This is a genomic window from Delftia sp. DLF01 (assembly GCF_014852125.1).
Taxonomy (GTDB): Bacteria; Pseudomonadota; Gammaproteobacteria; order Burkholderiales; family Burkholderiaceae_C; genus Comamonas; species Comamonas acidovorans.
Map to the genome: position 1 here is coordinate 771,466 of NZ_JACVAZ010000003.1, position 23,694 is coordinate 795,159.

Below are 23,694 nucleotides of genomic sequence, written 5' to 3' on the forward strand. Positions count from 1 at the left end.
CCATGCCCCTGCCTACCCGCATCCGCTTCCAGGCCATCGCCGAAGACCTGCCCGGCCGGAAATGGCAGGCCCTGTGCGAGCAGGCCTGGCCCTACTACCGGGCCTGGTTCCTGCGCCAGGGCGCCGTGGCGCGCGCCGGCTTCCTGGAGTGCCGCCGCGCCCTGCGCCAGCACATGCCGGAGCTGGTGCCCACCTGGGAGCGGCTGGTGGAACTGGCCGGCGGCGGCGACATCGAGGCGCGCTTCCTGTCGCTGTGGTGCCCGCCGCCCTACATCACCGGCTGCTCCCAAGCGGTCTGGCTTGATGCGGCCGGCCAGCAGGAACCCATGCTGCTGCGCAACTACGACTTCGCGCCCGCGCTGCTGGAGGGCCACTGGCTGGCCACGCGCTGGAGCGGGCAGCGCGTGGCCGCCATGGGCGACTGCCTGTGGGGCGCGCTGGACGGCATGAACGAGTCGGGCCTGGCCGCCTCGCTGTCCTTCGGCGGCCGCACGGCCCATGGCGACGGCTTCGGCATTCCGCTGGTGCTGCGCTATGTGCTGGAGATCGCGCAGGACACCGCATCGGCCGTGGCCATCCTGCAGCGCGTGCCCGTGCACATGTGCTACAGCGTCACGCTGCTGGATGCCCGGGGCGAATGGGCCACGGTGTTCCTGAACCCCGACCGTCCCGTGGAAGTGACCCGGCGCCGGGCGGTGACCAACTTCCAGCACACGGTGGAATGGCCCGAGCATGCACGCGCCACCAGCGCCTGCGAGCGGCTGGCCGCCCTGCAGCAGCAGATCGATGCCGGCACGCCGGCCCGTGACGCCCAGGCCGCGCTGCTGCTCGAGCCCCTGTACCAGCCCGCCTGGCGGCGCGGCTACGGCACGCTGTACACGGCGGCCTACGCCCCTCGGTCGGGCCGGCTCGAACTGTCCTGGCCCGGCCAGGCCTGGCCGCAGACCCTGGCGGCCTTCGAGGAGGGCCACCGGGAGATCGCCTACCTGAGCCAGGGCCCCTGAGCGCCCCGCCCAGCATCCCGCGCCTGCATTCAGCGTTTGCATCCGACGCCCGGGGACCACGTGCCACACACGGCAGCCCCGGCCTTCCCCACAGGTTCCGAAGGAGACATGGAAATGACAAGAAGACTTCCGCCCGCCATCTGGATTCTGGTTGCCATGGTGCTCGGCATCGTGATCGGCTACATGGTGTTCATCAACTTCCCCGACAAGAAGGCGGCCGCGCAGATCGCGGGCTACATCTCCATCATGTCGGACGTGTTCCTGCGGCTGATCAAGATGCTGATCGGCCCGCTGGTGTTCTCCACGCTGGTGGTGGGCATCGCGCACATGGGCGACGCGGCCTCGGTGGGCCGGGTGTTCCTCAAGGCCATGGGCTGGTTCGTCACCGCCTCGCTGGTGTCGCTGGTCATGGGCCTGGTCCTGGCCAACCTGCTGCAGCCGGGCCACAACCTGGGGCTGCCGCTGCCGGACATCGGCGCTTCGGCCAACCTCGCCACCGCCAAGTTCACGCTCAAGGACTTCGTCAGCCACCTGGTGCCCAAGTCCTTTGCCGAGGCCATGGCCAACAACGAGATCCTGCAGATCGTGGTGTTCTCCATGTTCTTCGGCGTGGCCCTGGCCGCGCTCGGTGAAAAGGGCAGGACGCTGGTGGCCGCCATCGACGAGCTGTCCCACGTCATGCTCAAGATCACCGGCTATGTGATGAAGCTCGCGCCGCTGGCCGTGCTGGCGGCCATGGCGGCCACCGTGTCGGTCAACGGCCTGGAGATCCTGCTGAAGTTCGCCGTTTTCATGGGGGACTTCTACCTGGGCCTGTTTCTGCTGTGGGGCGTGCTGGTGATCGCCGGTTTCCTGTTCCTGGGCCCGCGCATCTTCAGGCTGCTGGTGCTGATCAAGGAGGCCTTCATGCTGTCGTTCGCCACCGCCAGCTCCGAGGCCGCCTACCCCAAGATCCTGGACGCGCTGGACCGCTTCGGCGTCAAGCGCAAGATCTCCAGCTTCGTGATGCCCATGGGCTACTCGTTCAACCTCGACGGCTCCATGATGTACTGCACCTTCGCCGTGCTGTTCATTGCCCAGGCCTACGACATCCACCTGTCGCTGGGCACGCAGATCACCATGCTGCTGATCCTGATGCTGACCTCCAAGGGCATGGCCGGCGTGCCGCGCGCCTCGCTGGTGGTGATCGCCGCCACGCTCAACCAGTTCAACATCCCCGAGGCCGGCCTGCTGCTCATCCTGGGCGTGGACACCTTCCTGGACATGGGCCGCTCGGCCACCAACGCCGTGGGCAATTCCATCGCCACCGCCGTCGTCGCCAAGTGGGAGGGCGACCTGCTGCCCGAGACCGAAGCCGCTGCCAACGCCGCACGGCTGGATTCGGAGGCCAGGGCCACGCTGGCCCATCCCGCCTCCCCGGCCCATTCCTGACAACCCGCACAAGGAACACGCCATGAAACCCGAACCCAGATCACGGCACGGGCAGCCATGGGCGCTGCGGGGGCCGGCGCGGGCGGCAGCGGCAGCGGGCGTGGCGGCCCTTGCGCTGCTGGCCGCCACGGCCGGCGCCCAGGAAGCCGACACGCCAGAGCGCACCGCCGCCAGCCGCGCGCCCGCCACGCTCAGCGGCACGCTGGCCAAGGTGCGCGCCAGCGGCTCCATTGCGCTGGGCTACCGCCAGGCCTCGGTGCCGTTTTCCTACCTGAACGCGCGCAACGAGCCCATCGGCTACTCCATCGAGCTGTGCAAGGCACTGGTGACCAGCATCGAGGATGCGGTCAACAGGAGCCTGGCCATCCGCTGGGTGCCCGTCACGGCCGACAACCGCGTGGACGCGGTGGCCAGCGGCCAGGTGGACCTGGAATGCGGCTCCACCACCAGCAACCTGGAGCGACAAAAGCGCGTGGCCTTCTCGCCCATCATGTTCGTGGCCGGCACCAAGGTCATGGTCCGGCAGGACGCGCAGATCCGCTCCTTGCGCGACCTGGCCAGCAAGAAGGTGGCGGTGACGGCCGGCACCACCAATGAAAAAGCCATGCGCGACCTGGACAGGAAATTTCACCTGGGCATGCAGCTGCAGGTGGTGCCCGACCATTCCCAGGGCTTTGCCCAGGTGGCCGGTGGCCAGTCCGACGCCTTCGCCACCGACGACGTGCTGCTGTACGGCCTGATCGCGGAGAACGCCGGCAAGGCGGATGGCAACGGCGGCACGGGCGCGAGCCAGGGCGCCAGGTTCCAGGTGGTGGGCGACTACCTCTCCTACGACCCCTACGCCATCATGTTCCGCAAGGACGACCCCCAGCTGGCCCAGGTGGTGAAAACCAGCTTCCAGGCGCTGGCCGAGGACGGCGAGATCGAGCGCCAGTACAGGCGCTGGTTCCTGCGCCGCCTGCCTTCGGGCACCAGCCTGGACCTGCCGATGAGCGCCCAGTTGCAGACCCTCATCGAGACCCTGGCCGCCCAACCCCGTTGAGGCGGTTGCTGCCTGCACCCATTGCGCGCCGGATGGCGCCTCGCCCGGCCTTGCTCTGCGCAGGGCACGCAGCACGCGGGCCGCACCCCCTTTGCAACAGCAAACACAAGGAGACAGGAAATGAGTCAGCAACTCGAAGGTGGGCTGAAGCCGCGGCACCTCACCATGCTATCCATTGCGGGGGTGATCGGCGGTGCGCTGTTCGTCGGCTCCGGCAAGGTGATTGCCAGTGCCGGCCCCGCAGCCATCCTGGCGTACATGGGCGGGGGCATCCTGGTGGTGCTGGTCATGCGCATGCTGGGCGAGATGGCCGTGGCGCAGCCTGACAGCGGCTCGTTCTCCACCTACGCAGACCGCGCCATCGGGCGCTGGGCCGGCTTCACGATCGGCTGGCTGTACTGGTGCTTCTGGACACTGCTGATGGGCTGGGAGGCCTATGTGGCCGGGGCCATCCTCAACGCCTGGATGCCGGCCGTTCCCATCTGGGGCTACATGCTGGTGGTGGTCTTCGGCCTGATGGCCGTCAACTTCCTGCCGGTGCACAACTATGGCGAGTTCGAGTTCTGGTTCGCTCTGATCAAGGTCGTGGCCATTGTGCTGTTCATCGCCATCGGAGCGCTGGCCATCGCCAGGCTCTGGCCTGCGGGCGATGTCGCAGGCATGGCGCACCTGACCAGCAAGGGCTTCATGCCCAACGGCCCCGGCGCCGTGGTGGTGGCGCTGCTGGGCGCGATGTTCGCCTTCATCGGGGCCGAGATCGTCACCGTGGCGGCGGCCGAATCCCAGGACCCGGGCAAGGAAATCGTGCGGACCACCCGGTCCGTGGTCTGGCGCATTTCGCTGTTCTACGTGGGCTCCATCTTCATCGTGGTCTGCCTGATTCCGTACGACACCCCGGGCCTGATCCTCTCCACCGAAGGCACCTACGCCGTCGCGCTCAAGCACCTGGGCATTCCCTTCGCCGGCCAGATCGTCAACTTCGTGGTGCTGACTTCCGTGTGCAGTTGCTTCAACTCGGCGCTCTACACCTCCAGCCGCATGCTGTTCTCGCTGGCGCGCCGCGGCGACGCCCCCCGCCTGTTCACGACCCTGGGCCGCAGCACCAGCGCGCCCTACATGGCCGTCATCGCCTCCAGCGCGCTGGCCCTGCTGACGGTCGCCCTCACCGCCACCGGCCAGATGGACGTGTTCGATGTGCTCATGGCCGCGACCGGCTCCATCGCGCTGCTGGTGTACCTGTGCATCGCCGTGTCGCAGTTGCACATGCGCCGCAAGCTCGAAGCCAGCGGCACGCCCATCCGCCTGAAGATGTGGTGCTTTCCGGCGCTGACCTACGCCACCATCTTCTTCATCGTCGCCTCCATGGTGGTCATGGTGGCCGAGGGCACCTACCGCAAGGAAGTGCTCTACACCAGCGTGCTGGGCGGTGCATTGGTCGCCCTGGGCATGCTGGCGCAAAAGCTCCACTGGGGCCGCCCGAAACCCGGCCGCGTGGAGCAGGAGCAGGCCGTTCAGGAAGGCCTGGGTCCGTTGATCGTCAAGTCCGAATAACTGGAGACACAAGCATGAGCACCGATCCATCCGTCCGCATCGAACACGACCTGCTGGGAGACCGCGAGGTTCCCGCCGACGCCTACTACGGCGTGCACACCCTGCGTGCCCGGGAGAACTTCGGCATCACCGGCACGCCCATCTCCATCTACCCCGAACTGATCCGCGCCCTGGCCAGCATCAAGCAGGCGGCGGCCCTGACCAACCATGAACTGGGCCTGCTGGACCAGCGGCGCTGCGATGCCATCGTATGCGCCTGCCAGGAGGTGCAGGGCGGACGGCTGCACGAGCAGTTTGTGGTGGATGTGATCCAGGGCGGTGCCGGCACCTCGACCAACATGAACGCCAACGAGGTCATCGCCAACCGCGCGCTGGAGCTGCTGGGCCACCACAAGGGCGAGTACCAGTACCTGCATCCCAACGAGCAGGTGAACATCGGCCAGAGCACCAACGATGTCTACCCCTCCGCGCTCAAGATCGCCACCTGGTTCGGCATCCACGGGCTGATCGACGCCATGGACTCGCTGCGCCTGGCCTTCGCGCAAAAGGCCGAGGAGTTCCAGGATGTGCTGAAAATGGGCCGCACCCAGCTGCAGGATGCCGTGCCCATGACGCTGGGCCAGGAATTCAGCACCTATGCCGTGATGATCGAGGAGGACCAGGCGCGGCTGCGCGAGGCCGTGCTGCTGATCTGCGAGATCAACATGGGCGCCACCGCCATAGGCACGGGCATCACCGCCCATCCCGACTACGCGCCCCTGGTGCTCAAGCACCTGCAGGAGATCACCGGCATTGCGCTGCAGACCGCGCCCAACCTGATCGAGGCCACCCAGGACTGCGGCTCTTTCGTGCAGCTGTCGGGCGTGCTCAAGCGCGTGGCCGTCAAGCTGTCCAAGACCTGCAACGACCTGCGGCTGCTGTCCAGCGGCCCGCGTGCAGGCCTGGGCGAGATCAACCTGCCGGCCATGCAGGCGGGATCGAGCATCATGCCGGGCAAGGTCAACCCCGTGATCCCCGAGGTGGTGAACCAGATCGCCTTCGAGGTCATCGGCAACGACATCACCGTCAGCTTCGCGGCCGAGGCCGGGCAGCTGCAGCTCAATGCCTTCGAGCCCATCATCGCCCACAGCATCTTCAAAAGCGTGAGCCACCTGCGCAACGGCTGCCTGACGCTGGCCGAGCGCTGCGTGCAGGGCATCACCGCCAACCGCGAACACCTGCGCGCGGCGGTGGAGAACTCCATCGGCATCGTGACCGCGCTCAACCCCTACATCGGCTACGCCAACGCCACTTCCGTGGCCCAGCAGGCCCATGCCAGCGGCGGCAGCGTCTACGACATCGTGCTGGCCCGGGGCCTGCTGACCAAAACGCAGCTGGACACCATCCTGCGGCCCGAGATCCTCACGCGGCCCACGGCGCTGAACCTCGCCTGAGGGGCATCCACAAGGCCGACCCCGGCTGGCAGCCACCTGAATGTCCGGCCTGCCCTACCTGCACACCGCAGGAAACCCATGCCGCCTGGCCGCCCACACCACGGCCAGCGATGCGCCCAGCAGCGCCAGCAGCACGGGCGTGAAGGCGCCCACGCCCATGCGCGCCAGCAGCAGGCCGCCCACGATGCCGCCGCCGGCAATCGCCATGTTCCAGGCCGTGACCAGCATGGACTGCGCCACGTCGGCGGCCTCGCCCGCCGTGTGGGCAATGGCGGTCTGCAGCAGCGTGGCGGCACCGCCAAAGGCCAGGCCCCAGACGGCCACCGCCGCATACACCAGGGCCGGTGCATCCCCGGCCACGCCCAGCATCAGCGTGGACAAGGCAAACAGCGCAATGCTGGCCAGCGTGAGCGCACGCAGGTGGCGGTCGATCAGCACGCCGGTGATCCAGATGCCCAGCACGGAGGTGGCGCCGAACACCAGCAGCACCAGGTCCGTGCGCGCGGCCATGCCCGCCACCGCCAGGAAGGGCGCGATGTAGGTGTAGAGAATGTTGTGCGCCAGCACGAAGGCCAGCACCACGAACAGCACGGGGCGCACGCCCGCCAGGGTGAACACGCGCCGCAGCGGCAGGTGGCTGCCTGCCGCTTGCCCCGCAAAGTCGGGCAGGCGGGCGCGCACCCAGACCATGAGCGCCAGCGCCAGCACGCTCATGAGGCCGAAGCACAGCCGCCAGCCCACCCACTGGCCCAGCACGGTGCCGGCCGGCACACCCAGCGACAGCGCCAGCGGCGTGCCCACCATGGCAATGGCGATGGCGCGGCCCTTGAGATGGCCGGGCACCATGCGTGCCGCGTAGCCGGCCAGCAGCGCCCAAAGCAGCCCGGCCGAGACCCCCGCCAGAAAGCGCGCCACCAGGGTCAGCGCAAAGTGCGTGGACAAGGCCGTGACCGTGTTGGCGACGACAAAGCCCGCGATCGCCGCCAGCAGCAGGGGGCGGCGGCGCATGCCCTGCGTGGCGGCCGTCAGCGGTATGGCGGCCACCAGGGAACCTATGGCGTAGAGGGTGACGGTCTGGCCCACCCAGGCCTCGGTCACGGCCAGGCCCTGGGCCATCTGCGGCAGCAGGCCGGCCGGCAGCGCCTCGGTCAATATGGTGATGAAGGCCGCCATGGCCAGCGCCAGCAGGGAGGCAACGGGCAGGCGGTCCTGGCGTGTTCCGGTCATTGCGGCGCTCCCGAAACCCCTTGGACCTCACAACCCCCGTAGACCGCGTCGCGCAAATCGTTGACGAAGCGCCCCGACATGCCCTCGTACAAGGTGTTGGTGAAGGCCACGACACTGAGCTCCTGCGCCCGGTCCACGAACCAGGAATGCCCATAGGCTCCGCCCCAGCGCCAGGTGCCCACCGACTCCGGCGATGCCGCCTGCGCCGCATCGCGCAGCACGGAAAAGCCCAGGCCAAAGCCGAAGCCCGGCGCATTGGGCAGGGCCAGCCCGCCGGTCTGGTCCCGCGCCATCTCGGCGACCAGGGCATCGGGCAGCAGGGTGTTGCCGCCCTGGCGCAGGGCTTCCAGCAGCCGCAGGAAATCGCCTGCCGTCCCCGCCATGCCGGCGCCGCCGGAGGCAAAGGCCTGGGCGTCAAAGATGCGCGAAGGGCTGAAGGCAATGCCGATGCTCCCCTCGAAGGGCGACACGGTCTCGCCCTCGGCCAGCGGATGGGGCTGCGGCACATCGCTGACATAGGCCTTGGCCACGCGCTGCGCGGCCAGCGCATCGGTGACGGCAAAGCCGGTATCGGTCATGCCCAGCGGCCCGGTCACCAGCTCGCGCACGGCCTGGTCCAGCGGCCTGCCATGCACCTGTTCAATGAGGGCGCCCAGTACATCAGTGGCCAGCGAGTAGCCCCAGGCCGTGCCCGGCGCGTACAGCAGCGGCACGCTGGCGATGCGCTCCAGGTTCTCTTCCAGTCCGATGCCCTGGCGGTCCATGCCGTCCGATACGCCCGCGCGCGCATAGGGGCCTTGTGCATCGGCCTCGAAGAAGCGGTAGCCCAGCCCCGCCGTGTGGCTGAGAAGCTGCCGCACGGTGATGCGGGCGGGCTCGCCATCGGCCAGCCGGGGGCGGAACCGGGGCAGCCAGCGCTCCACCCCCTCGTCCAGCGCCAGCAGTCCCCGCGCCACCAGCACCAGCGCGGCAGCCGAGACGATGGGCTTGCTGGCCGAGGCCAGGCGAAACACCGCATCCACGGCCATGGGCAGCCCGCGCTCGCGGTCGGCCCAGCCTGCGGCCTGGCGGTGGACCAGCGCGCCGCCACGCGCCACCAGCACCACGGCGCCGACCAGGCGCTGCGCCTCAATCGCCTGCCGGACCACGGCCTGGATGCGGTCGGACAGGGGCGAGGACAACAGGGTCGCAGGCAGCGCAGCGGGTGCAGCGGGTGCAGCGGGTGCAGCAGGTGCTGAAGGCGCTGCAGAAAGGGCAATCGTCATGGGAATTCCCGGGATCAAATGAACAGGGTTCCGACGATAGAAAGACCACGATTAAAGAAAAAGTGGGGTAGATTTCCGGTTTATGCGGAACTGGGCGTCCGCAATGAAGGAGCGGCGTTTGGACAGCCTCAACGGTTTCGTGGTGTTCGTGCAGGTCGCCGAGACCCGCAGTTTCGTGGCGGCCGGCCGGCTGCTGGGCATCTCGGCATCGGCCATCGGCAAGAGCGTGGCAAGGCTGGAGGACCGGCTGGGCGTGCGCCTGTTCCACCGCAGCACGCGCAGCATCACGCTCACGGCAGAGGGCGCGCTGTTCCTCGAGCGCAGCCGGCGCATCCTGGCCGAGATCGAGGCCGCGCAGCTGGAGCTGTCGCAGGCCAGCACCGCGCCGCGTGGCCGGCTGCGGGTCAGCCTGCCCCTGGTCAGTTCGCTGGTGCTGCCGGTGCTGGGAGAGTTCATGCGCGCCTATCCCGAGATCGAGCTGGACCTGGACTTCACCGACCAGCTGGTCGATGTGATCGAGGACGGCTTCGACGCCGTGGTGCGCACGGGCGCGCCCGCCGACTCACGCCTGTCCGCGCGCCGGCTGGGCGCCTTCGGCTACCTGCTGGTGGCCTCGCCCGGCTACCTGGCGCAGCGCGGCACGCCCCGGGTGCCCGAGGATCTGCTGCAGCACAGCTGCCTGCACTACCGCTACCCCCACAGCGGCAAGCTGGAGCCCTGGGTGCTGCGGCGCGCAGCGGGCGCGCCCGAGCTGCAGCTGCCCACCTCCATGATCTGCAACAACATCGAAACCCGGCTGTGCTTTGCGCTGCAGGGCCTGGGCATCGCCTACCTGCCGGATTTTTCCATCCGCGAGCCGCTGGCCGACGGCCGGCTGCAACCCGTGCTGGCGGACTGCATGGAGCACACCAATGTCTTCCATGTGCTGTGGCCCGCCAGCAGGCACCCCTCGCCCAAGCTGCGGGCACTGGTGGACTTCCTGTGCGCGCGGGTGTTTCCACAGGCGCAGCCCGGGCAGGCCCAGGACGCTGCCAGGACCGCTGCGCCCAAGACACCCAAGACACCCCAGACATCCGGGACGCGCAGATAGGCTGCCCGCCGGCTGCTGCAGCCTGCAGGCCCTGCCCTGCCTTGCTGACTATCGCGCGGGCCCCCATCTGAGTTAGCATGCTTATAGAGCGACGTATTCACAGAGTCATATCGGTTGCTCTGGCCCACCGGCAGGCAGGACCTGCGTCTCGAGCGCTGTGGCGTGCGGGGCGCTGTATCGGTGGGCCATTGCGGTTGACGGCTGGCGTTGCAGATCTCTTTTCTTGTCTCGCTGCGTTGCATGTCTTCTCGTTCCACCGCTATCCATCGTCCCGCCCTTTCCTCGCGCTCGCACGCAAGAACATCGTTGGCCGTCATTGCAGGCGTCTGCTTGATGGTGCTCGCAGCGGGGCTGTACTGGGCCGCGTTGCTGGCCAGCCACCAGTACATGCAACGCTACACACGGGATCAGGCATGGCTGCGCGTCTCGCAGATGTCCCAGGCGGTTTCCGCGCAGGCCGGGACCATGCTGTCGGGCCTGAACTATTCCCTGCGGGACCTGGCCCGGGACTACGAGTCGGGTGACTCGCAGGCGTTCGGGCGGGCCGTCGCCAGCGTCCAGGAGGCCTATCCGCCCGGCACCATCGTCCAGGTGGCAGTGGCCGATGCGAAGGGCCAGGTGGTGTATTCGAGCCTGGCAGCCTCGGAGCCGCCTGCGCAGGGCGTGTCCATTCTCGACCGCGAACATTTCCAGGCGCATCTGAAGGGCCTGACGCAGGGAACCTTCATCGGCCGTCCGGTGCAGGGACGGGTTTCCGGGCAATGGGGTATCCAGCTGAGCCGCGCCCTGCACCACCGAGGCGCGTTTGCAGGCGTGCTGGTGGTGTCGCTGTCGCCGCAGTACCTGTCGCGGCAGCTGCAGGCCATCTTCGACAGCCCGCGCGACGTGATCTTGCTGCTGCGCGAGGACGGCACCTATCTTGCACGCTCGCAGAACCAGGATCGGGTGCTCGGGCGCCAGCTGCCCGCGGCGCGGGTGGCGCTGTTTGCCCCCGACGTCACGCATGGCACCTACGAGGCGCTGGCGAGCACTGACGGCATACAGCGCATGTATGCCTGGAGCCGCGTGAGCGGCTTTCCGATCCTGGTGAGCACGGGGCTGGACCACGAGGCCGTGTTCGGCCCGCTCAACGAGACCATACGGCAGAGCCTGTGGCGCAACGGGATAGGCACGCTGCTGATTTTTCTGGGCGGGATGCTGACGGCCTGGCTGGCGTTCCAGCGCTGGTGGGAGGAGGACCAGCGGGTCCAGTCCGAAGAGCGCTTTCATCTCCTGTCCGAGGAAGTCCCGGGCGGCCTGTTCCAGTACAGCTGGGACCCTGCCGGACACTACACCCTGTCGTTTGCCAACCCCGGCTTTTATGCCATGCACTGCATCGATGCGGATACGGCAGGCACTGCCTTGCAGGACCTGGCACAGCGGGTTCATCCGGAAGATATCTCCGCGCTCCGGCAGTCCATCGACGCAGCGATGCGCAGCCATGGGGACTGGGCCTGCAAGTACCGCGTGCAGTCCGCCGACGGCTCCGTGCGCTGGCTGCAGGGCCATGCACGCCCGCAACGCACCGAAGACGCAACCGTGCTCTGGCATGGCTACATCCTCGATGTCACCCAGGACGAAGGCCTGCGCAAGGCGCTTCACGAGAGCGAGGAGCGTCTGCGGCTGACCATCGGCGCCGTGCGTGACGGACTTTGGCAGTGGGACCGCGAACAGGACCAGGTGCTGTGGGATGCCCGCTGCTACCAGATGCTGGGCATGCCGGACCAGGCACTCGGTTCGTTCACCGTGGCCGGCTTCATGCATCTGCTGCACCCACTGGACCAGCCTCGCGTCCAGGAACGGCTCAGGCGCCACATCGAACACGGCGACCCATTCCGTGTCGAGATGCGCATAAGGCAGGCCGATGGCTCCTGGCGATGGATCGAATCGCGCGGGGAGGTCACCCTGCGCGATGCCGACAACAAGGCACTGCGCATGCTCGGAATGCACACCGATATCCAGGAACGGGTGGAGCAGACCCACATGGTGGGCGCCCTGCTGGAGCGCGGAAGCGCCCTGGTGCTTGTCGCCAGCCATCGCCGCAGCATCGTCTACGCCAATGCCCAGGCAGCCGAGTGCTTTGGTCTTGCGGCGGGCGCACTGGAGCCGCAGTGCTCATTCCAGCAACTGCATCCGTCCAGCGACAGCTTCCACAGCTTCGCATCGCTGTACGAGCGCCTGAGCCTGAAGGGCACGGTGCGTACCGAGTGGGCACTGAAGGTCAAGGGTGGACACATGCGCTGGTTCGACATGCAGGGCGCACTGCTGGACCCCGAAGATCCCCAGGGCAATGTGATCTGGACACTGTTCGACGTAGATGCCCGCCATCAGGCGGAAAGCGCATTGCACGAGGTCCAGCAACGGCTGGAGGCCATCATCGAGAAATTTCCGGCGGGCATCCTGGTGACCGACGATGCGGGGCAGTGCATCAGGGCAAGCAACGCAATGCTGGTGGACCTGTTCGAGCTGCCGCTGTCCGCCGCGGACCTTGTGGGGAAAAGCCTGCAGACATTGCTGTCCTATTTGCCCCCGGCCATGGCAAGGGCCTTGCAACCTGCGCCGCAACCGGGGGCAGGTGCCCTGTCGCAACGAACGATCTTTGCCCTGTCCAACGGCCGCCATATAGAAACGGAGCTGCTGCCGCTTCGCAGGCAGGAGCGGCTGCTTGGCTACTGCTGGGTATTCCACGACGTGACCGACTACAAGAGGCGCGAAACGCAGCTCGAAGCCCTGGCATTGACCGATGCGCTCACGGGTGCCAGCAACCGGCGGGCCTTCATCACGCGCATGGAGTCGGAGCTGGAGCACCTGCGCCTGGGACTGAGCCATCCGTCGGCACTGATCATGCTGGATATCGACCATTTCAAGCGCGTCAACGACAGCTTCGGCCATGGCGTGGGCGACGAGGTGCTCAGGCATCTGGTGATCGCGGTGTCCAAGCAGCTGCGCCAGGGCGACATGCTGGGCCGCCTGGGCGGCGAGGAATTCGCCGTCTTGCTGACGGACGTGGACGCCCCCACCGCACTGCGGCGCGCGGAGAACCTGCGTGAGGCCGTGGCAGCGCTGGCCGTGTCCGTACAGGGCCAGGACAGCCCGATCCGCTTCACCGTGAGCCTGGGCGTATGCCTCATGGACGAGGGCGAGGCATCGGTCGAGCGCTGCCTGGAGCGGGCCGACGCCGCCATGTACTTCTCCAAGCGCAATGGCCGCAACCGCACCACGTGCTGGACGCCCGATACCCCCGTGATTTCGGACGCCAAGTGAGCGCGATGCCAGTGCCGCGACACGCCCGTGCGCCCGGGCAAGGCGATGTGTCAGCTACCCGGCCGCCTCACTCATCGCCGGGCACTCCGTAGCTGGGCGCGGCCGTGGGATGGATGGCGCGCGTCTGGTAGTCCTGCATCTGCGGCGCGTAGGCGGCCCAGAGGCTTTGCAGCGCGCCGATGGGATCGTGCTCCGACCAGTCCACGCGCAGGTCCGCCATGGGCCAGCTGTGCTCGCCCGCCACCTTGAGCGCGGCCGAATGCACGGGCCCGGCCTCGCCGCCCGCGGCCATGGCGGCCCGCATGGCGGCCAGCAGGCGCTCGGCCAGCGGCAGGTCGGCGCTGCGCTCGAAGGCCGGCACCATGGCCTCGATGGTGCGCTCGCTGGCCAGCAGGTTGCCGGCCGCCACGCACTGCCGCCCCACGGCGCTGGTGAAGATGCCCAACGCCTGGCTGCCGCTGAAGACGCCGGTACGGCCCTGCGCGTCCACCACGGTGACCTGGCGGTACTGGGGCCAGCTGCCGTCGCCCAGCGCCTGGCGCAGCGCGGCCTGGGGGTCGGCGCCCTTCTCCAGCAGGTCCAGCACGCGCGGGCCCAGGGCGGGCAGCGTGATGTTCTGCGTGGACACCACGCCCACGCCCGCGCGTACCCAGGGGCAGCGCGCGCCCACCGCAATGCTGGACGAGCTGATGGCCACGCCCAGCTGCCCGGTGCGCTCGCAGCGCCCCACAATCGAAAAAGTCATGGTTTCTTCCTCCTGCCGATGCGGCTGTACCAGGTGCTTGCTGTGGTTGACGCTCAGGCGCTGGCCGGCGGCTGCCAGTCATCGGGGATGACCGCGATCACGTCGATCTCCATCAGCCATTGCGGCTGCCCCAGGGCCGATATGCACAGCCCCGTGGAGATGGGAAACACGCCCTTGAGCCACTTGCCCACTTCCCGGTAGACGGGCTCGCGGTAGCGCGGGTCGATGATGTAGGTGGTGGTCTTGACGATGTGCGACAGGTCGCTGCCCGCCTCCTCCAGCAGCTGCTTGACGTTCTTCATCGCCTGCTCGGCCTGCTTTTGCGGATCGCCCAGGCCGACCAGGTTGCCCTCGAAATCGGTGCCGATCTGGCCGCGCACATAGACGGTGTTGCCGGCGCGCACGGCCTGGCACAGGTCGTTGTCCAGCGACTGGTTGGGATAGGTGTCCTTGGTGTTGAACATGCGGATGCGGGTATGGGTGGGCATGGTCTGGCTCCTGCAGGGGGTGGATGGGAAGGTGTCTCAGAGCGCGCTACCTGCTACCTGCTGCGGGCAGCGGCGTCGTAGTCGCTGTAGCGGCGCTGCTTGGCGATGTGGTCGGCCACGAACTTGGCGTCATGCCACACGCCCCAGATGAAGGACGAGCCACGGCGCGACAGCCAGGGAAGGCCCAGGAAGTAGATGCCGGGCTCATGGCCCACGCCGCGGTGGTGGCGCGGCTTGCCGCCGGGCTCGAAGCTGTCCACCTGCAGCCAGCCGAAGTCCACCCTGTAGCCCGTGGCCCAGATGATGGAGGTGATGCCTGCGGCGGCCAGGTCGAGTTCGCGCAGCGGATGGGTCACGCACTCCGGATCGGGCAGGCGCCTGCGCGCTTCGGGCTCCTCGGGCAGGTCCAGGCCGTTGCGGCGGATGTAGTCGTCGGCCGCATCCAGCATGGCCAGGTAGTTGGCGTCGCCGTTGGCGATGTTCTCGGCCAGGTCGTCCCTAAAGCGCACCCGGCCATCGGCGAAGGACTCGGTCAGCCCCACCAGGGTGATGCCCTGGTGTCCCAGCGCGCGAAAGTCCACGGTGTGGCCGCCGCGCGCGCCGCTGACGGCAATGGTCACATGCTCGCGGCCGGGCTTGGCAATGGCCGCATCCCATTCGCCCAGCACGCCCAGCCACCAGCAGAAATCACGGCCGCGGTAGGCGCGCGGCGGCCGGTCATGGGCGCCTACCGACAGGAACACCTTGCGGCCCGCGCGCTGCAGTTCATCGGCGATCTGCACGCCCGAGGAGCCTGCGCCCACCACCAGCACGGCGCCTTCGGGCAGCTGCGCGGGGCGGTGGTAGTGCGCGGAATGGATCTGCAGCAGGCTGCCATCGGCGGGTGCAGCGGGCGCAGCCGGCGCTATCGGCGGGATCACCGGCACCTGGAACGGCCCCGTGGCCGCGATCACGTTGCGGGCCTCGATCACGCCCTCGGACGTTTCCACCGTGAAGCCCGGCCGGCCCTGGTTGCGCGTGACCCGCCTGACCTCCACGCCGGTGCGCACGGGCGCCTTGATCTGGCGGACATAGTCCTCGAAGTAGTCGGCCACCTCGTCCTTGCCGGGAAAGCCGTCGCGGTCGCCTTTGAACTGCAGGCCCGGAAAGCGGTCATGCCAGGCCGGCCCGTTGGCCACCAGCGAGTCCCAGCGCCCCGTGCGCCAGGCCTGGGCGATGCGCTGGCGCTCCAGCACCAGGTGCTCTACGCCAAGCTGGCTCAGGTGTTCGCTGGCCGCGATGCCGGCCTGCCCGGCGCCGACCACGAGCGTGTTGATGGTTTGGATTTCAGCTGTCATGGTGTGGGTCTCTCAGGAAAAAAAGGCGCAGGCCGTCCCGCATCGGCGCCGTGCCGACTGCCTTGGTGTGGTCCGCAACAAAAAAGGGAAGGAGGTGAAGGCCGCCCGTGCGGCGCTACAGGTACAGGTGCTTCACCACGTCGTTGGCCAGCAGCTCGCTGGCCGTGCCCGAGGCCACCAGCTGGCCCTTGAGCAGCAGATAGCCGGTGTGGGCGATGGACAGCGCCGCCTCGGCGTTCTGCTCGATGAGCAGCACGGTGATGCCTTGGCTGTGGATGCGCTGCACCGTCTCGAAGTACTCCTCGATGAGCTTGGGCGACAGCCCCAGCGTGGGCTCGTCCATCACCACCAGGCGCGGCTCGCCCATGAGCACGCGGCCCAGCGCCACCATGGCCTGCTCGCCGCCGGACAGGGTTCCCGCTGCCTGCGACAGGCGCTCGCCGACCCGGGGGAACAGGGCCACCACGCGCTCCAGCGCCTGGGCAAAGCCCTGCTGCGGGCGCAGCGCGTCGTGGCCGATCTTCAGGTTCTCCTGCACGGTCAGCTCGGCAAACAGGCGCCGCCCTTCGGGCACGAAGCCCACGCCCAGGCCGGCCAGGTCCTCGGTGCGCATGCGCGCCAGCGGCTGGCCCATGACGCGGATGGCGCCGTGGTGCACGGGCAGCAGGCCCGCAATCGCCTTGAAGGTGGTGGTCTTGCCCGCGCCATTGGGGCCCAGCAGGCAGACGATGCTGTGCTCGGGCACCTGCAGCGAGACCTGGTTGAGCATGTTCACCACGCCATAGCGCGTGCTGATGGAGTCCAGTTCAAGCATGGCTGGCCTTTCTGCCCAGATAGGCTTCCTGCACGCGCGGCAGCCGGCGCACCGCCTCGAAGCTGTCATCGCCGATCTTGCGTCCGTAGTCCAGCACCATCACGCGGTGCGGCAAGGTGGCGATGAGCCGCATGTCGTGCTCGATGATGATGAAGCCCAGCGCCGGATTGCCTTCGCGCAGGCGCTGGATGTCGGCGATCAGCGCATCGGTGTCGCGGTCGTCCATGCCGCTGGAGGGCTCGTCCAGCAGCACGATGCGGGGCTCGGCGGCCAGGGCGCGCGCAATCTCCAGGCGGCGGCGGTCGGCCTGCGGCAGGCTGCTGGCCAGCACGTTGCGGCGCTGGTGCAGGTCGCTGGACACGCTTTGCAGCAGCGCGCAGGCGCGCTCGGCGCAGCGCTTCATCTCGGCGCGCGATACGGCCGGGCGCAGCAGCGCGGTGAGCACGCCGCAGCGGGTGCGCGCGTGCATGCCGATGATCACGTTGTCCAGCACGCTCAGCGAGCCGAACAGCCGGCTGGTCTGGAAGGTGCGCGCAATGCCGGCGCCCGCGATGTCGTGCGCGGCCATGCCCCTGAGCGAGCGGCCTTGCAGCAGCACCTCGCCCTCGGTGGGCTGGTAGATGCCGGTCAGCAGGTTCAGCAAGGTGGACTTGCCCGCGCCGTTGGGCCCGATGATGCCCAGCACCTCGCCCGCCGCCAGGTGGATGTCCACGCCCTGCACCGCCGTCAGGCCGCCAAAGCGCATGGTCAGGCCACGCCCCTCCAGGACCAGCGGACCTGCGGGCGCGGCATGGTGGGTGGGATGGGAATCAATGCTCATGGTTGCGCACCCGTTGGGGGAAGATGCCGCGCGGGCGGATGATGAGGAAGGCGATCACCACCAGGCCGTAGAACAGGATGCGGTAGTCGGAAAACGCCCGCAGCTTCTCCGGCAGCATGGTCAGCAGGAAGGCGCCGACGATCACGCCCAGCGTGTTGTCCATGCCGCCTGCGATCACCAGCGTCATGATGGTCACGGACACCAGGAAGGTGAAGTTGTCCGGCGAGATGAAGCTCACATAGAACGCATACACCGTGCCCGCGAAGCCCGCCAGGAAGGCGTCCACAGCAAAGGCCTTGACCTTGAACCAGGTGACGTTGATGCCGCAGGCGCGCGCGGCGATCTCGTCGTCGCGCAGGGCATTCCAGGCCAGTCCCACGCGCGAGCTGTGCAGGCGCTGCGCCGAGACGATGGCCAGCCCCAGCAGGGCGACGGCCACGTAGTAGAAGTTGGCCTGGCCCGGCAGGCTGTGGCCCCACAGCGTGATGGGGTCGTTGAACGAATGGCCGAACAATGTGGGCGAAGGAATGCCCACCAGGCCGTTGGCGCCGCCCGTCCACTCCAGGTTCATCAGCAGCTGGTGCACGACGATGCCGAAGGCGATCGTCACCAGCGCCTGGTAGCTGTCGCGGGTGCGCATGGACGGCAGGCCCAGCAAAAAGCCGAAGACCGTGGCCACGGCGGCGGCCACCAGCAGGCAGATCCAGAAGCTCACGCCGAAGTGGATGGCCAGCAGGGCCGACGCATAGGCGCCGATGCCGTAGGACGCGCCGGTGGCGAAGTTCGGTATGTTGGCGCTGCCCAGCTGGAAGTTCAGCGCCAGCGCCAGCACCGCGTACAGGCAGGCGATGATCATCAGGTGCATGGCGTAGCTGTCCCCGCCCAGCACCCACGGAAACACCAGGGCCAGCACCACGCCCGTGCCCACGGCCAGCGGCCTGCACTGGCCGAAGGCGGCCACGATGCGGTCCTCCACCGCCGGGCGCTTTTGCACCGCGACCAGGGCCACGGCAAAGCAGGCCAGCAGCGCCAGCACCGTGATCCAGCTTTCGGCCAGCAGGAACTGGCGCAGCAGCACGGCGCCCGCCAGGGCCACGCCCAGCACGATGGCGGCCGAGCCCGCACTCCATGGTGCCGCCTGCGGCGGCGCCTGTATCGTCGTTGTCTGCATCACACCTTCTCCATTTTCTGAACGCCGAACAGGCCGGCGGGGCGAAAGATCAGCACCAGGATCACCAGCGCGAACACGAACACCAGCCGGTACGAGGTGCCGTTGGGCACATAGCCCTGCACGATGGTCTCGATGGCCGCAATCAGCAGGCTGCCGACAATGGCGCCCCCCAGCCGCCCCAGGCCGCCGACCACCGCGGCGGAAAAGCCGATCAGTCCCGCCTGCACGCCGAAGTCAAAGCGCACCACGCCCGCATAGCTGGCCAGGAAGATGCCGCCCACCGCGCCGGTGGCCGAGGCAATGAAGAAGGTGTTGCGAAACACCGGCCCCGGCGCAATGGAGAACAGCCGCGCGGTTTCGCGGTCCTGCGACACGGCGCGTATGCGCATGCCCATGGGCGTGTGGTGCAGCACATAGAGCAGCACGCCCACCAGCGCCACCGCCACCAGCACCGAGACCACGCTGATCAGGGGCAGCGGCCCGAACGGGGTGGGAACGGCCCCCTGCGCAATCGCCGGGAACGCGTGCGGATTGCTGCCCTGCGGGTACAGGTGGCGGATCAGCTCGCGGATCACGATGCCCAGCGCCACCGTGGCCACCAGCGGCATCATGGCCGGCGCATTGCGAAAGCGGCTGATCACCAGCCGGTCCAGGGCAACGCCCAGCCCTCCCACGGCCGCAATGGCCACCAGGCAGGCCAGGCCCAGCACCAGCCAGGTGGCCGAGCCGCCCAGCGCGGCGGCCAGGGCCTGCACGGCCGCCAGGGCGATGAAGGGGGCGACCATGGCCACGTCGCCATGGGAAAAGTGAATCACCTGCAGCACGCCAAACAACAGGCTGAAACCCAGGGCAAGCAGGCTGTAGATGCAGCCCAGGGTCAGCCAGTTGATGAGTTGCTGGAACAGCGCGTCATGCATCGATAGGGTTCCTCTTGTGTCGGGTTCGGCCGGGTTGGCGGGGCTTCGCTTGTCTCCATGTCACGCAGCCATTGAAGCAAGAAACCGCGCAAAACCTGCGTCGCTTTTGCCGAGGCGCTGCTTCGGAAAACGCGATCCAGCCCCGGGCAGGTGCGGCGATACATTGATCCGGCGGCGTTGCCAGACAGCGCCGGCCAGCCCGCCATACACCGTGGCGCCCCGCCGCCCCGGCCCCCCGGGCCGCCATGGCTGCCCCTCGTCTTCACCTGAACAGGACCGACCGACCATGCAAGCCTTCACGACAACCACCGCCCTCCTGCCATCGCGCCGGCGCCTTGCCGCATCCGCCCTGGCGCTGGCCGCCGCCACGCTGGCCTGCGGCGCGGCCTGGTCCCAGTCCACCGTGAAGCTGGGCTTCATCGGCCCCGTCAGCGGCGGCAACGCACAGCAGGGCCTGGGCGCGAAGAACGGCTTCCTGCTGGCCATCGACCAGTGGAATGCCACGGCCGGCGTGCCGTTCAAGGTGGAGGGCGTGGTGCTGGACGATGCCTCCGACCCGCAGACCGGCGTGTCCGCCGCGCTCAAGCTGGTCAACGACCGCGACGTGGTGGGCGCCATCGGCCACTGGAACAGCCCCGTGGCCCTGGCCACGCTGCCGGTGTTCAACCGCGTGCAGATGCCCTTCATCGTCTGGGGCGCCATCGGCCCCAAGATCACCGACCAGAACTTCGCCAACACCACGCGCGTGACGCCCACCCTGGTCAACGAGAACAAGCCCCTGGCCACCTGGGCCGCCACGGGCCTGGGCGCAAGAAAGATCGCCATCATTGCCGACACCAGCGACTACGGCCGCGCCAACCTGGCCTCGTTCGGCAGCTTCTACAAGGCAGAAAAAGGCAGCGTGGTGGCCGAGGAAAGCTACCCCGTGGGCACCACGGATTTCCGCTCCATCCTCACCAAGATCAAGAGCCTGAACCCCGACGCGGTCTACTTCGGCGGCGTGATCACCGAGGCCGGCATCGTGCGCAAGCAGATGGCCGAGCTGGGCATGAAGCAGCCCATGCTGGGCATCAGCGGCATCTTCGACCCGCAGCTCATCCAGATCGCCGGCCCGGCCGCGGACGGCACCATCGTCGGCACGCCCAAATCGCAGACCAACCCCCGGCTGGACGCCATGAGCCGCGCCTATGCCGCCAAGGGCTATGCCGACTCCGAGAGCCCGTACACCAAGTACGCCTACGACGCCACCGGCATCCTTTTGCAATCGCTCAAGACGGCAGGCACCAAGGACCGGCAGGCCGTGGCCAAGGCCATCCGCGCCATACGCTACGACGGCGTGACCGGTACCGTGACCTTCGACGCCAACGGCCAGACGCAGGTGCCCGTGGAGCTGCAGCTGCACGAGGTCAAAGACGGCAAGTGGGCCGGCCGCTGATGATCAGGACAGGCAGCCAGTACCGCGACTCCATCCGCGATGGCCGGCGGGTCTGGATGAACGGCGAGCGCGTCAAGGATGTGACCACCCACCCCATGTTCAAGCCGCTGGTGGACATCCGCGCGCGCATGTACGACCTGCAGCACGAAGCCGCGCTGCGCGACGCGCTCACCTACGACGAAGGCGACGGCGAGCGCCACCCCATCGCCCACAAGCTGCCGCTGACGCGCCAGGACTGGTGGGACAAGCGCCGCGCCACCGACCTGCTGCTGGAGGACATGGGCGGCGTGGTCATGCGCGTGGGCGACGAGAGCGTGGGCGAGATGTGGTCGCTGTTCGACGGCCAGGACGTGCTCAACGAGCTGGACCCGCGCTTTTCCGCCAACATCCGCACCCACATCCGCCGCGTGGTGCGTGGCGACCTGTTCCACGTATCGGCCAACACCGACCCCAAGGGCGACCGTTCGCGCCTGCCGCAGGACCAGGACCCCGACGTGCTGCTGCATGTGGTCAAGGAGACCGATGCAGGCGTCATCGTGCGCGGCGCCAAGTACGAGACCGCTGCCGCCTATGCCAACCAGGCCTTCACCAAGCCGGGGCTGGCGCACTGGGGCGACGCTGCGCAGTCCGAATACGCCATAGGCTTCATCTGCGACCTGGGCGCGCCCGGCCTGCGCTTCATCTGCCGTCCGGGCCTGGCCGCCCGCGCATCGGCCCAGGACCATCCGTTGAGCCATCGCTTCGACGAAGTGGATGCCATCGTGGTCTTCGACGACGTGCTGGTTCCCTGGGAGAACGTGCTGTTCTACCGCCACACCCGGGCCGCCCATTTCCTGCGCGAGACGCTGCACCGCTACTCGGCCTTCACCTTCCTGCAGCGCAGCCTCAAGCTGGCCGACATGCTGATAGGCACGGCCCTGCACAACGCGCGCCAGACCGGCGTGGAGAAGCTGCAGGCCGTGCAGGACAGGCTGGCCGGCCTGGCCTGCTACCGCGAAGGCATCAACGCCCACCTCACGGCCGCCATCGCGCTGGCCGAGCGCAGCCCGGCCGGGCTGATGATGCCCAACCAGTCGCTGCTGTTCACGGGACGGTCTCTGGCCACCGGCCAGCTGCACCACATGATGAACACCGTGCGCGAGCTGTGCGGCGGCCAGGTCTGCCTGACGCCGGACCACGCCAGCTTCGAGAACGAGGACACCGGCCCCTGGCTGCGCAAGTTCTACACCCTCGGCCCGCAATCGCAGGCCGACGACCGCCGCAGGCTGCTGGCCTATGCGCGTGACCTGCTCGACTCGGACCACGCCGGCCACCGGCTCAGCTTCCAGCTGTTTGCGCAATGCCCGCCCTACGCCCAGACGGCGGCCGTGTACCGGCATTTCAACTGGGATGCGCCGCTGGACTTCGTGGGCAAGTCCGCCGGCCTGACGGACCGCGTGAAGGCCACGCAGGCGCCGGCCCAGGGCGACGGTGCGGTGGCGCAATGGTTTCGCAGTCACAACGCCAGCGACTGAAGGCTGCCGGGTCCCGACCGCCGCACAATGCAGGCGCCTTGCGGGAAGGACCTCTTGCAGCGCGGTCCGCCGCTTGGTCAACTACGCGGCGGATCACCCTGGCCGCCCTCCCCCTCTCCACCTCTTGCACACCGTGCTGACACGACTGACCTTCAGACAATTGGAATACTGCGTGGCAGCGGGCGAATTCGGCAGCATTGCCGAGGCTGCCAACCGCATCCACGTCTCGCCCTCGTCCATCTCATCGGCCATCACCCAGGTGGAGGCCGAGCTGCAGGTGCCGCTGTTCGTGCGCCACCATGCGCAAGGCCTGTCCGTGACGCCCGCAGGCGCCGAAGTCCTGCGGGAAATCCGCGGCCTGCTCGACCAGGCCATGGCCTTGTACGACGTGGCCAGCAGCGCGCAAAGCCAGGTGCGCGGCCCCGTGCGCGTGGGCTGCTTCACCACGCTGGCGGCCATGGTCGCCCCCGAGCTGTGCCAGGGATTCGCGCGCGCCCACCCCAAGGCCACGGTCACCCAGATCGAGGACCACCAGGAAGGCCTGATCCACAAGCTGCGCACCGCGCAGATCGATGTCGCCATCACCTACGACCTGCTGGTGGCCGAATCGGACATCTGCTTCGAGCCGCTGGCCCAGCTGCCGCCCATGGTCATCGTCAGCGAACTCAATCCGCTGGCCAACCACCGCTCCACCACGCTGGAGGCGCTGGCCCAGCTCCCCATGGTCCTGCTGGACCTGCCCCTGAGCCGCGAATACTTCATGTCGCTGTTCCGCGAAGCCGGCGTCTCACCCCTGATCGCGGCCCGCAGCGCCAGCCCCGACGTGGTGCGCTCCCTGGTCGCCAACGACGTGGGCTACTCCCTGGTCAACGTGCGCCCGCGCAACTCCCACGCGCTGGACGGCAAGAAGATCGTCAACCTGCACCTGAACGGCAACCACCGCCCCATGAAACTGGGCCTGGCCTGGGCCCGCGAACAAAAGCCCCGCCATGTGGTGGAAGCCTTCATGCACCGCTGCCGCAGCTTCATCTCCAATGAATACATTCCGGGGATGACGGCGCCTGGGCGCGGGGAGGCGAACTGAGCGGCGCGCAGACCGAATCAGGG

General features: G+C 68.2%; 19 protein-coding genes. 10 read left to right on the plus strand and 9 right to left on the minus strand.

Going from position 1 to position 23,694, the window contains the following annotated elements; translation table 11 throughout:
• Positions 1 to 2: 2 nt before the first annotated feature.
• From IB269_RS18700 to aspA, 5 genes are all read left to right on the plus strand, one after another.
• Positions 3 to 1,004 (plus strand): C45 family autoproteolytic acyltransferase/hydolase, encoded by a 1,002-nt coding sequence (locus IB269_RS18700; protein WP_192367949.1) that lies wholly within the window; start codon positions 3 to 5, stop codon positions 1,002 to 1,004.
• A gap of 114 nt (positions 1,005 to 1,118) precedes the next feature.
• Entirely contained in the window at positions 1,119 to 2,435 is a 1,317-nt protein-coding gene (locus IB269_RS18705) for a dicarboxylate/amino acid:cation symporter (RefSeq protein ID WP_013802979.1), read from the plus strand.
• Positions 2,436 to 2,457: 22 nt separating this feature from the next.
• Positions 2,458 to 3,477, plus strand: coding sequence for an amino acid ABC transporter substrate-binding protein (locus IB269_RS18710; RefSeq protein ID WP_192367950.1), 1,020 nt, complete (start codon positions 2,458 to 2,460; stop codon positions 3,475 to 3,477).
• 120 nt (positions 3,478 to 3,597) lie between these two features.
• Entirely contained in the window at positions 3,598 to 5,028 is a 1,431-nt protein-coding gene (locus tag IB269_RS18715; protein ID WP_192367951.1) for an amino acid permease, read from the plus strand.
• Between the two features lie 14 nt (positions 5,029 to 5,042).
• Positions 5,043 to 6,461, plus strand: a complete 1,419-nt coding sequence (aspA, locus tag IB269_RS18720) for an aspartate ammonia-lyase (RefSeq protein ID WP_192367952.1) — start codon at positions 5,043 to 5,045, stop codon at positions 6,459 to 6,461.
• A gap of 54 nt (positions 6,462 to 6,515) precedes the next feature.
• On the opposite strand, the gene IB269_RS18725 is transcribed toward aspA, so the two are convergent.
• Together IB269_RS18725 and IB269_RS18730 are read right to left on the minus strand one after the other, a co-directional pair.
• The gene (locus tag IB269_RS18725) at positions 6,516 to 7,688 is read right to left on the minus strand and encodes an MFS transporter (protein WP_192367953.1); all 1,173 of its coding nucleotides are present in this window, start codon (positions 7,686 to 7,688) and stop codon (positions 6,516 to 6,518) included.
• Positions 7,685 to 8,953 (minus strand): serine hydrolase domain-containing protein, encoded by a 1,269-nt coding sequence (locus tag IB269_RS18730; RefSeq protein ID WP_225614189.1) that lies wholly within the window; start codon positions 8,951 to 8,953, stop codon positions 7,685 to 7,687. The genes IB269_RS18725 and IB269_RS18730 overlap by 4 nt, the downstream gene beginning before the upstream one ends.
• A 118-nt stretch (positions 8,954 to 9,071) precedes the next feature.
• Here IB269_RS18730 and IB269_RS18735 point away from each other — a divergent pair, with 118 nt between their 5' ends.
• Complete coding sequence (locus IB269_RS18735; protein WP_192367954.1) at positions 9,072 to 10,043, plus strand: LysR family transcriptional regulator; 972 nt, start codon at positions 9,072 to 9,074, stop codon at positions 10,041 to 10,043.
• Between the two features lie 333 nt (positions 10,044 to 10,376).
• Entirely contained in the window at positions 10,377 to 13,346 is a 2,970-nt protein-coding gene (locus tag IB269_RS18740) for a diguanylate cyclase (RefSeq protein WP_192367955.1), read from the plus strand.
• A gap of 67 nt (positions 13,347 to 13,413) precedes the next feature.
• Here the strand turns inward: IB269_RS18740 and IB269_RS18745 are convergent, their stop codons facing one another.
• The 7 genes from IB269_RS18745 to IB269_RS18775 form a co-directional block, all read right to left on the minus strand.
• Complete coding sequence (locus tag IB269_RS18745) at positions 13,414 to 14,091, minus strand: DUF1028 domain-containing protein (RefSeq protein WP_192367956.1); 678 nt, start codon at positions 14,089 to 14,091, stop codon at positions 13,414 to 13,416.
• A gap of 53 nt (positions 14,092 to 14,144) precedes the next feature.
• Positions 14,145 to 14,579 (minus strand): RidA family protein, encoded by a 435-nt coding sequence (locus IB269_RS18750; protein WP_012204875.1) that lies wholly within the window; start codon positions 14,577 to 14,579, stop codon positions 14,145 to 14,147.
• A gap of 53 nt (positions 14,580 to 14,632) precedes the next feature.
• Positions 14,633 to 15,916 (minus strand): flavin-containing monooxygenase, encoded by a 1,284-nt coding sequence (locus IB269_RS18755; protein ID WP_192367957.1) that lies wholly within the window; start codon positions 15,914 to 15,916, stop codon positions 14,633 to 14,635.
• Between the two features lie 115 nt (positions 15,917 to 16,031).
• Positions 16,032 to 16,730, minus strand: coding sequence for an ABC transporter ATP-binding protein (locus tag IB269_RS18760; RefSeq protein WP_016448200.1), 699 nt, complete (start codon positions 16,728 to 16,730; stop codon positions 16,032 to 16,034).
• Positions 16,723 to 17,550: an ABC transporter ATP-binding protein gene (locus IB269_RS18765; RefSeq protein WP_192367958.1), complete on the minus strand. Its 828-nt coding sequence runs from the start codon at positions 17,548 to 17,550 to the stop codon at positions 16,723 to 16,725. The genes IB269_RS18760 and IB269_RS18765 overlap by 8 nt, the downstream gene beginning before the upstream one ends.
• Positions 17,540 to 18,721, minus strand: coding sequence for a branched-chain amino acid ABC transporter permease (locus IB269_RS18770; protein ID WP_192367959.1), 1,182 nt, complete (start codon positions 18,719 to 18,721; stop codon positions 17,540 to 17,542). The genes IB269_RS18765 and IB269_RS18770 overlap by 11 nt, the downstream gene beginning before the upstream one ends.
• Positions 18,721 to 19,638 carry a branched-chain amino acid ABC transporter permease gene (locus IB269_RS18775; RefSeq protein ID WP_013802992.1) on the minus strand — a complete coding sequence of 306 codons (918 nt, stop codon included), beginning with the start codon at positions 19,636 to 19,638 and terminating at the stop codon, positions 18,721 to 18,723. The genes IB269_RS18770 and IB269_RS18775 overlap by 1 nt, the downstream gene beginning before the upstream one ends.
• Positions 19,639 to 19,924: 286 nt before the next feature.
• On the opposite strand from IB269_RS18775, the gene IB269_RS18780 reads away from it, so the two are divergent.
• From IB269_RS18780 to IB269_RS18790, 3 genes are all read left to right on the plus strand, one after another.
• Positions 19,925 to 21,073 (plus strand): branched-chain amino acid ABC transporter substrate-binding protein, encoded by a 1,149-nt coding sequence (locus IB269_RS18780; RefSeq protein ID WP_192367960.1) that lies wholly within the window; start codon positions 19,925 to 19,927, stop codon positions 21,071 to 21,073.
• Entirely contained in the window at positions 21,073 to 22,587 is a 1,515-nt protein-coding gene (locus IB269_RS18785; protein WP_192367961.1) for a 4-hydroxyphenylacetate 3-hydroxylase family protein, read from the plus strand. Before IB269_RS18780 ends, IB269_RS18785 begins: the two co-directional genes overlap by 1 nt.
• Before the next feature lie 133 nt (positions 22,588 to 22,720).
• The gene (locus IB269_RS18790) at positions 22,721 to 23,671 is read left to right on the plus strand and encodes a LysR family transcriptional regulator (RefSeq protein WP_034398359.1); all 951 of its coding nucleotides are present in this window, start codon (positions 22,721 to 22,723) and stop codon (positions 23,669 to 23,671) included.
• Positions 23,672 to 23,694 lie beyond the last annotated feature (23 nt).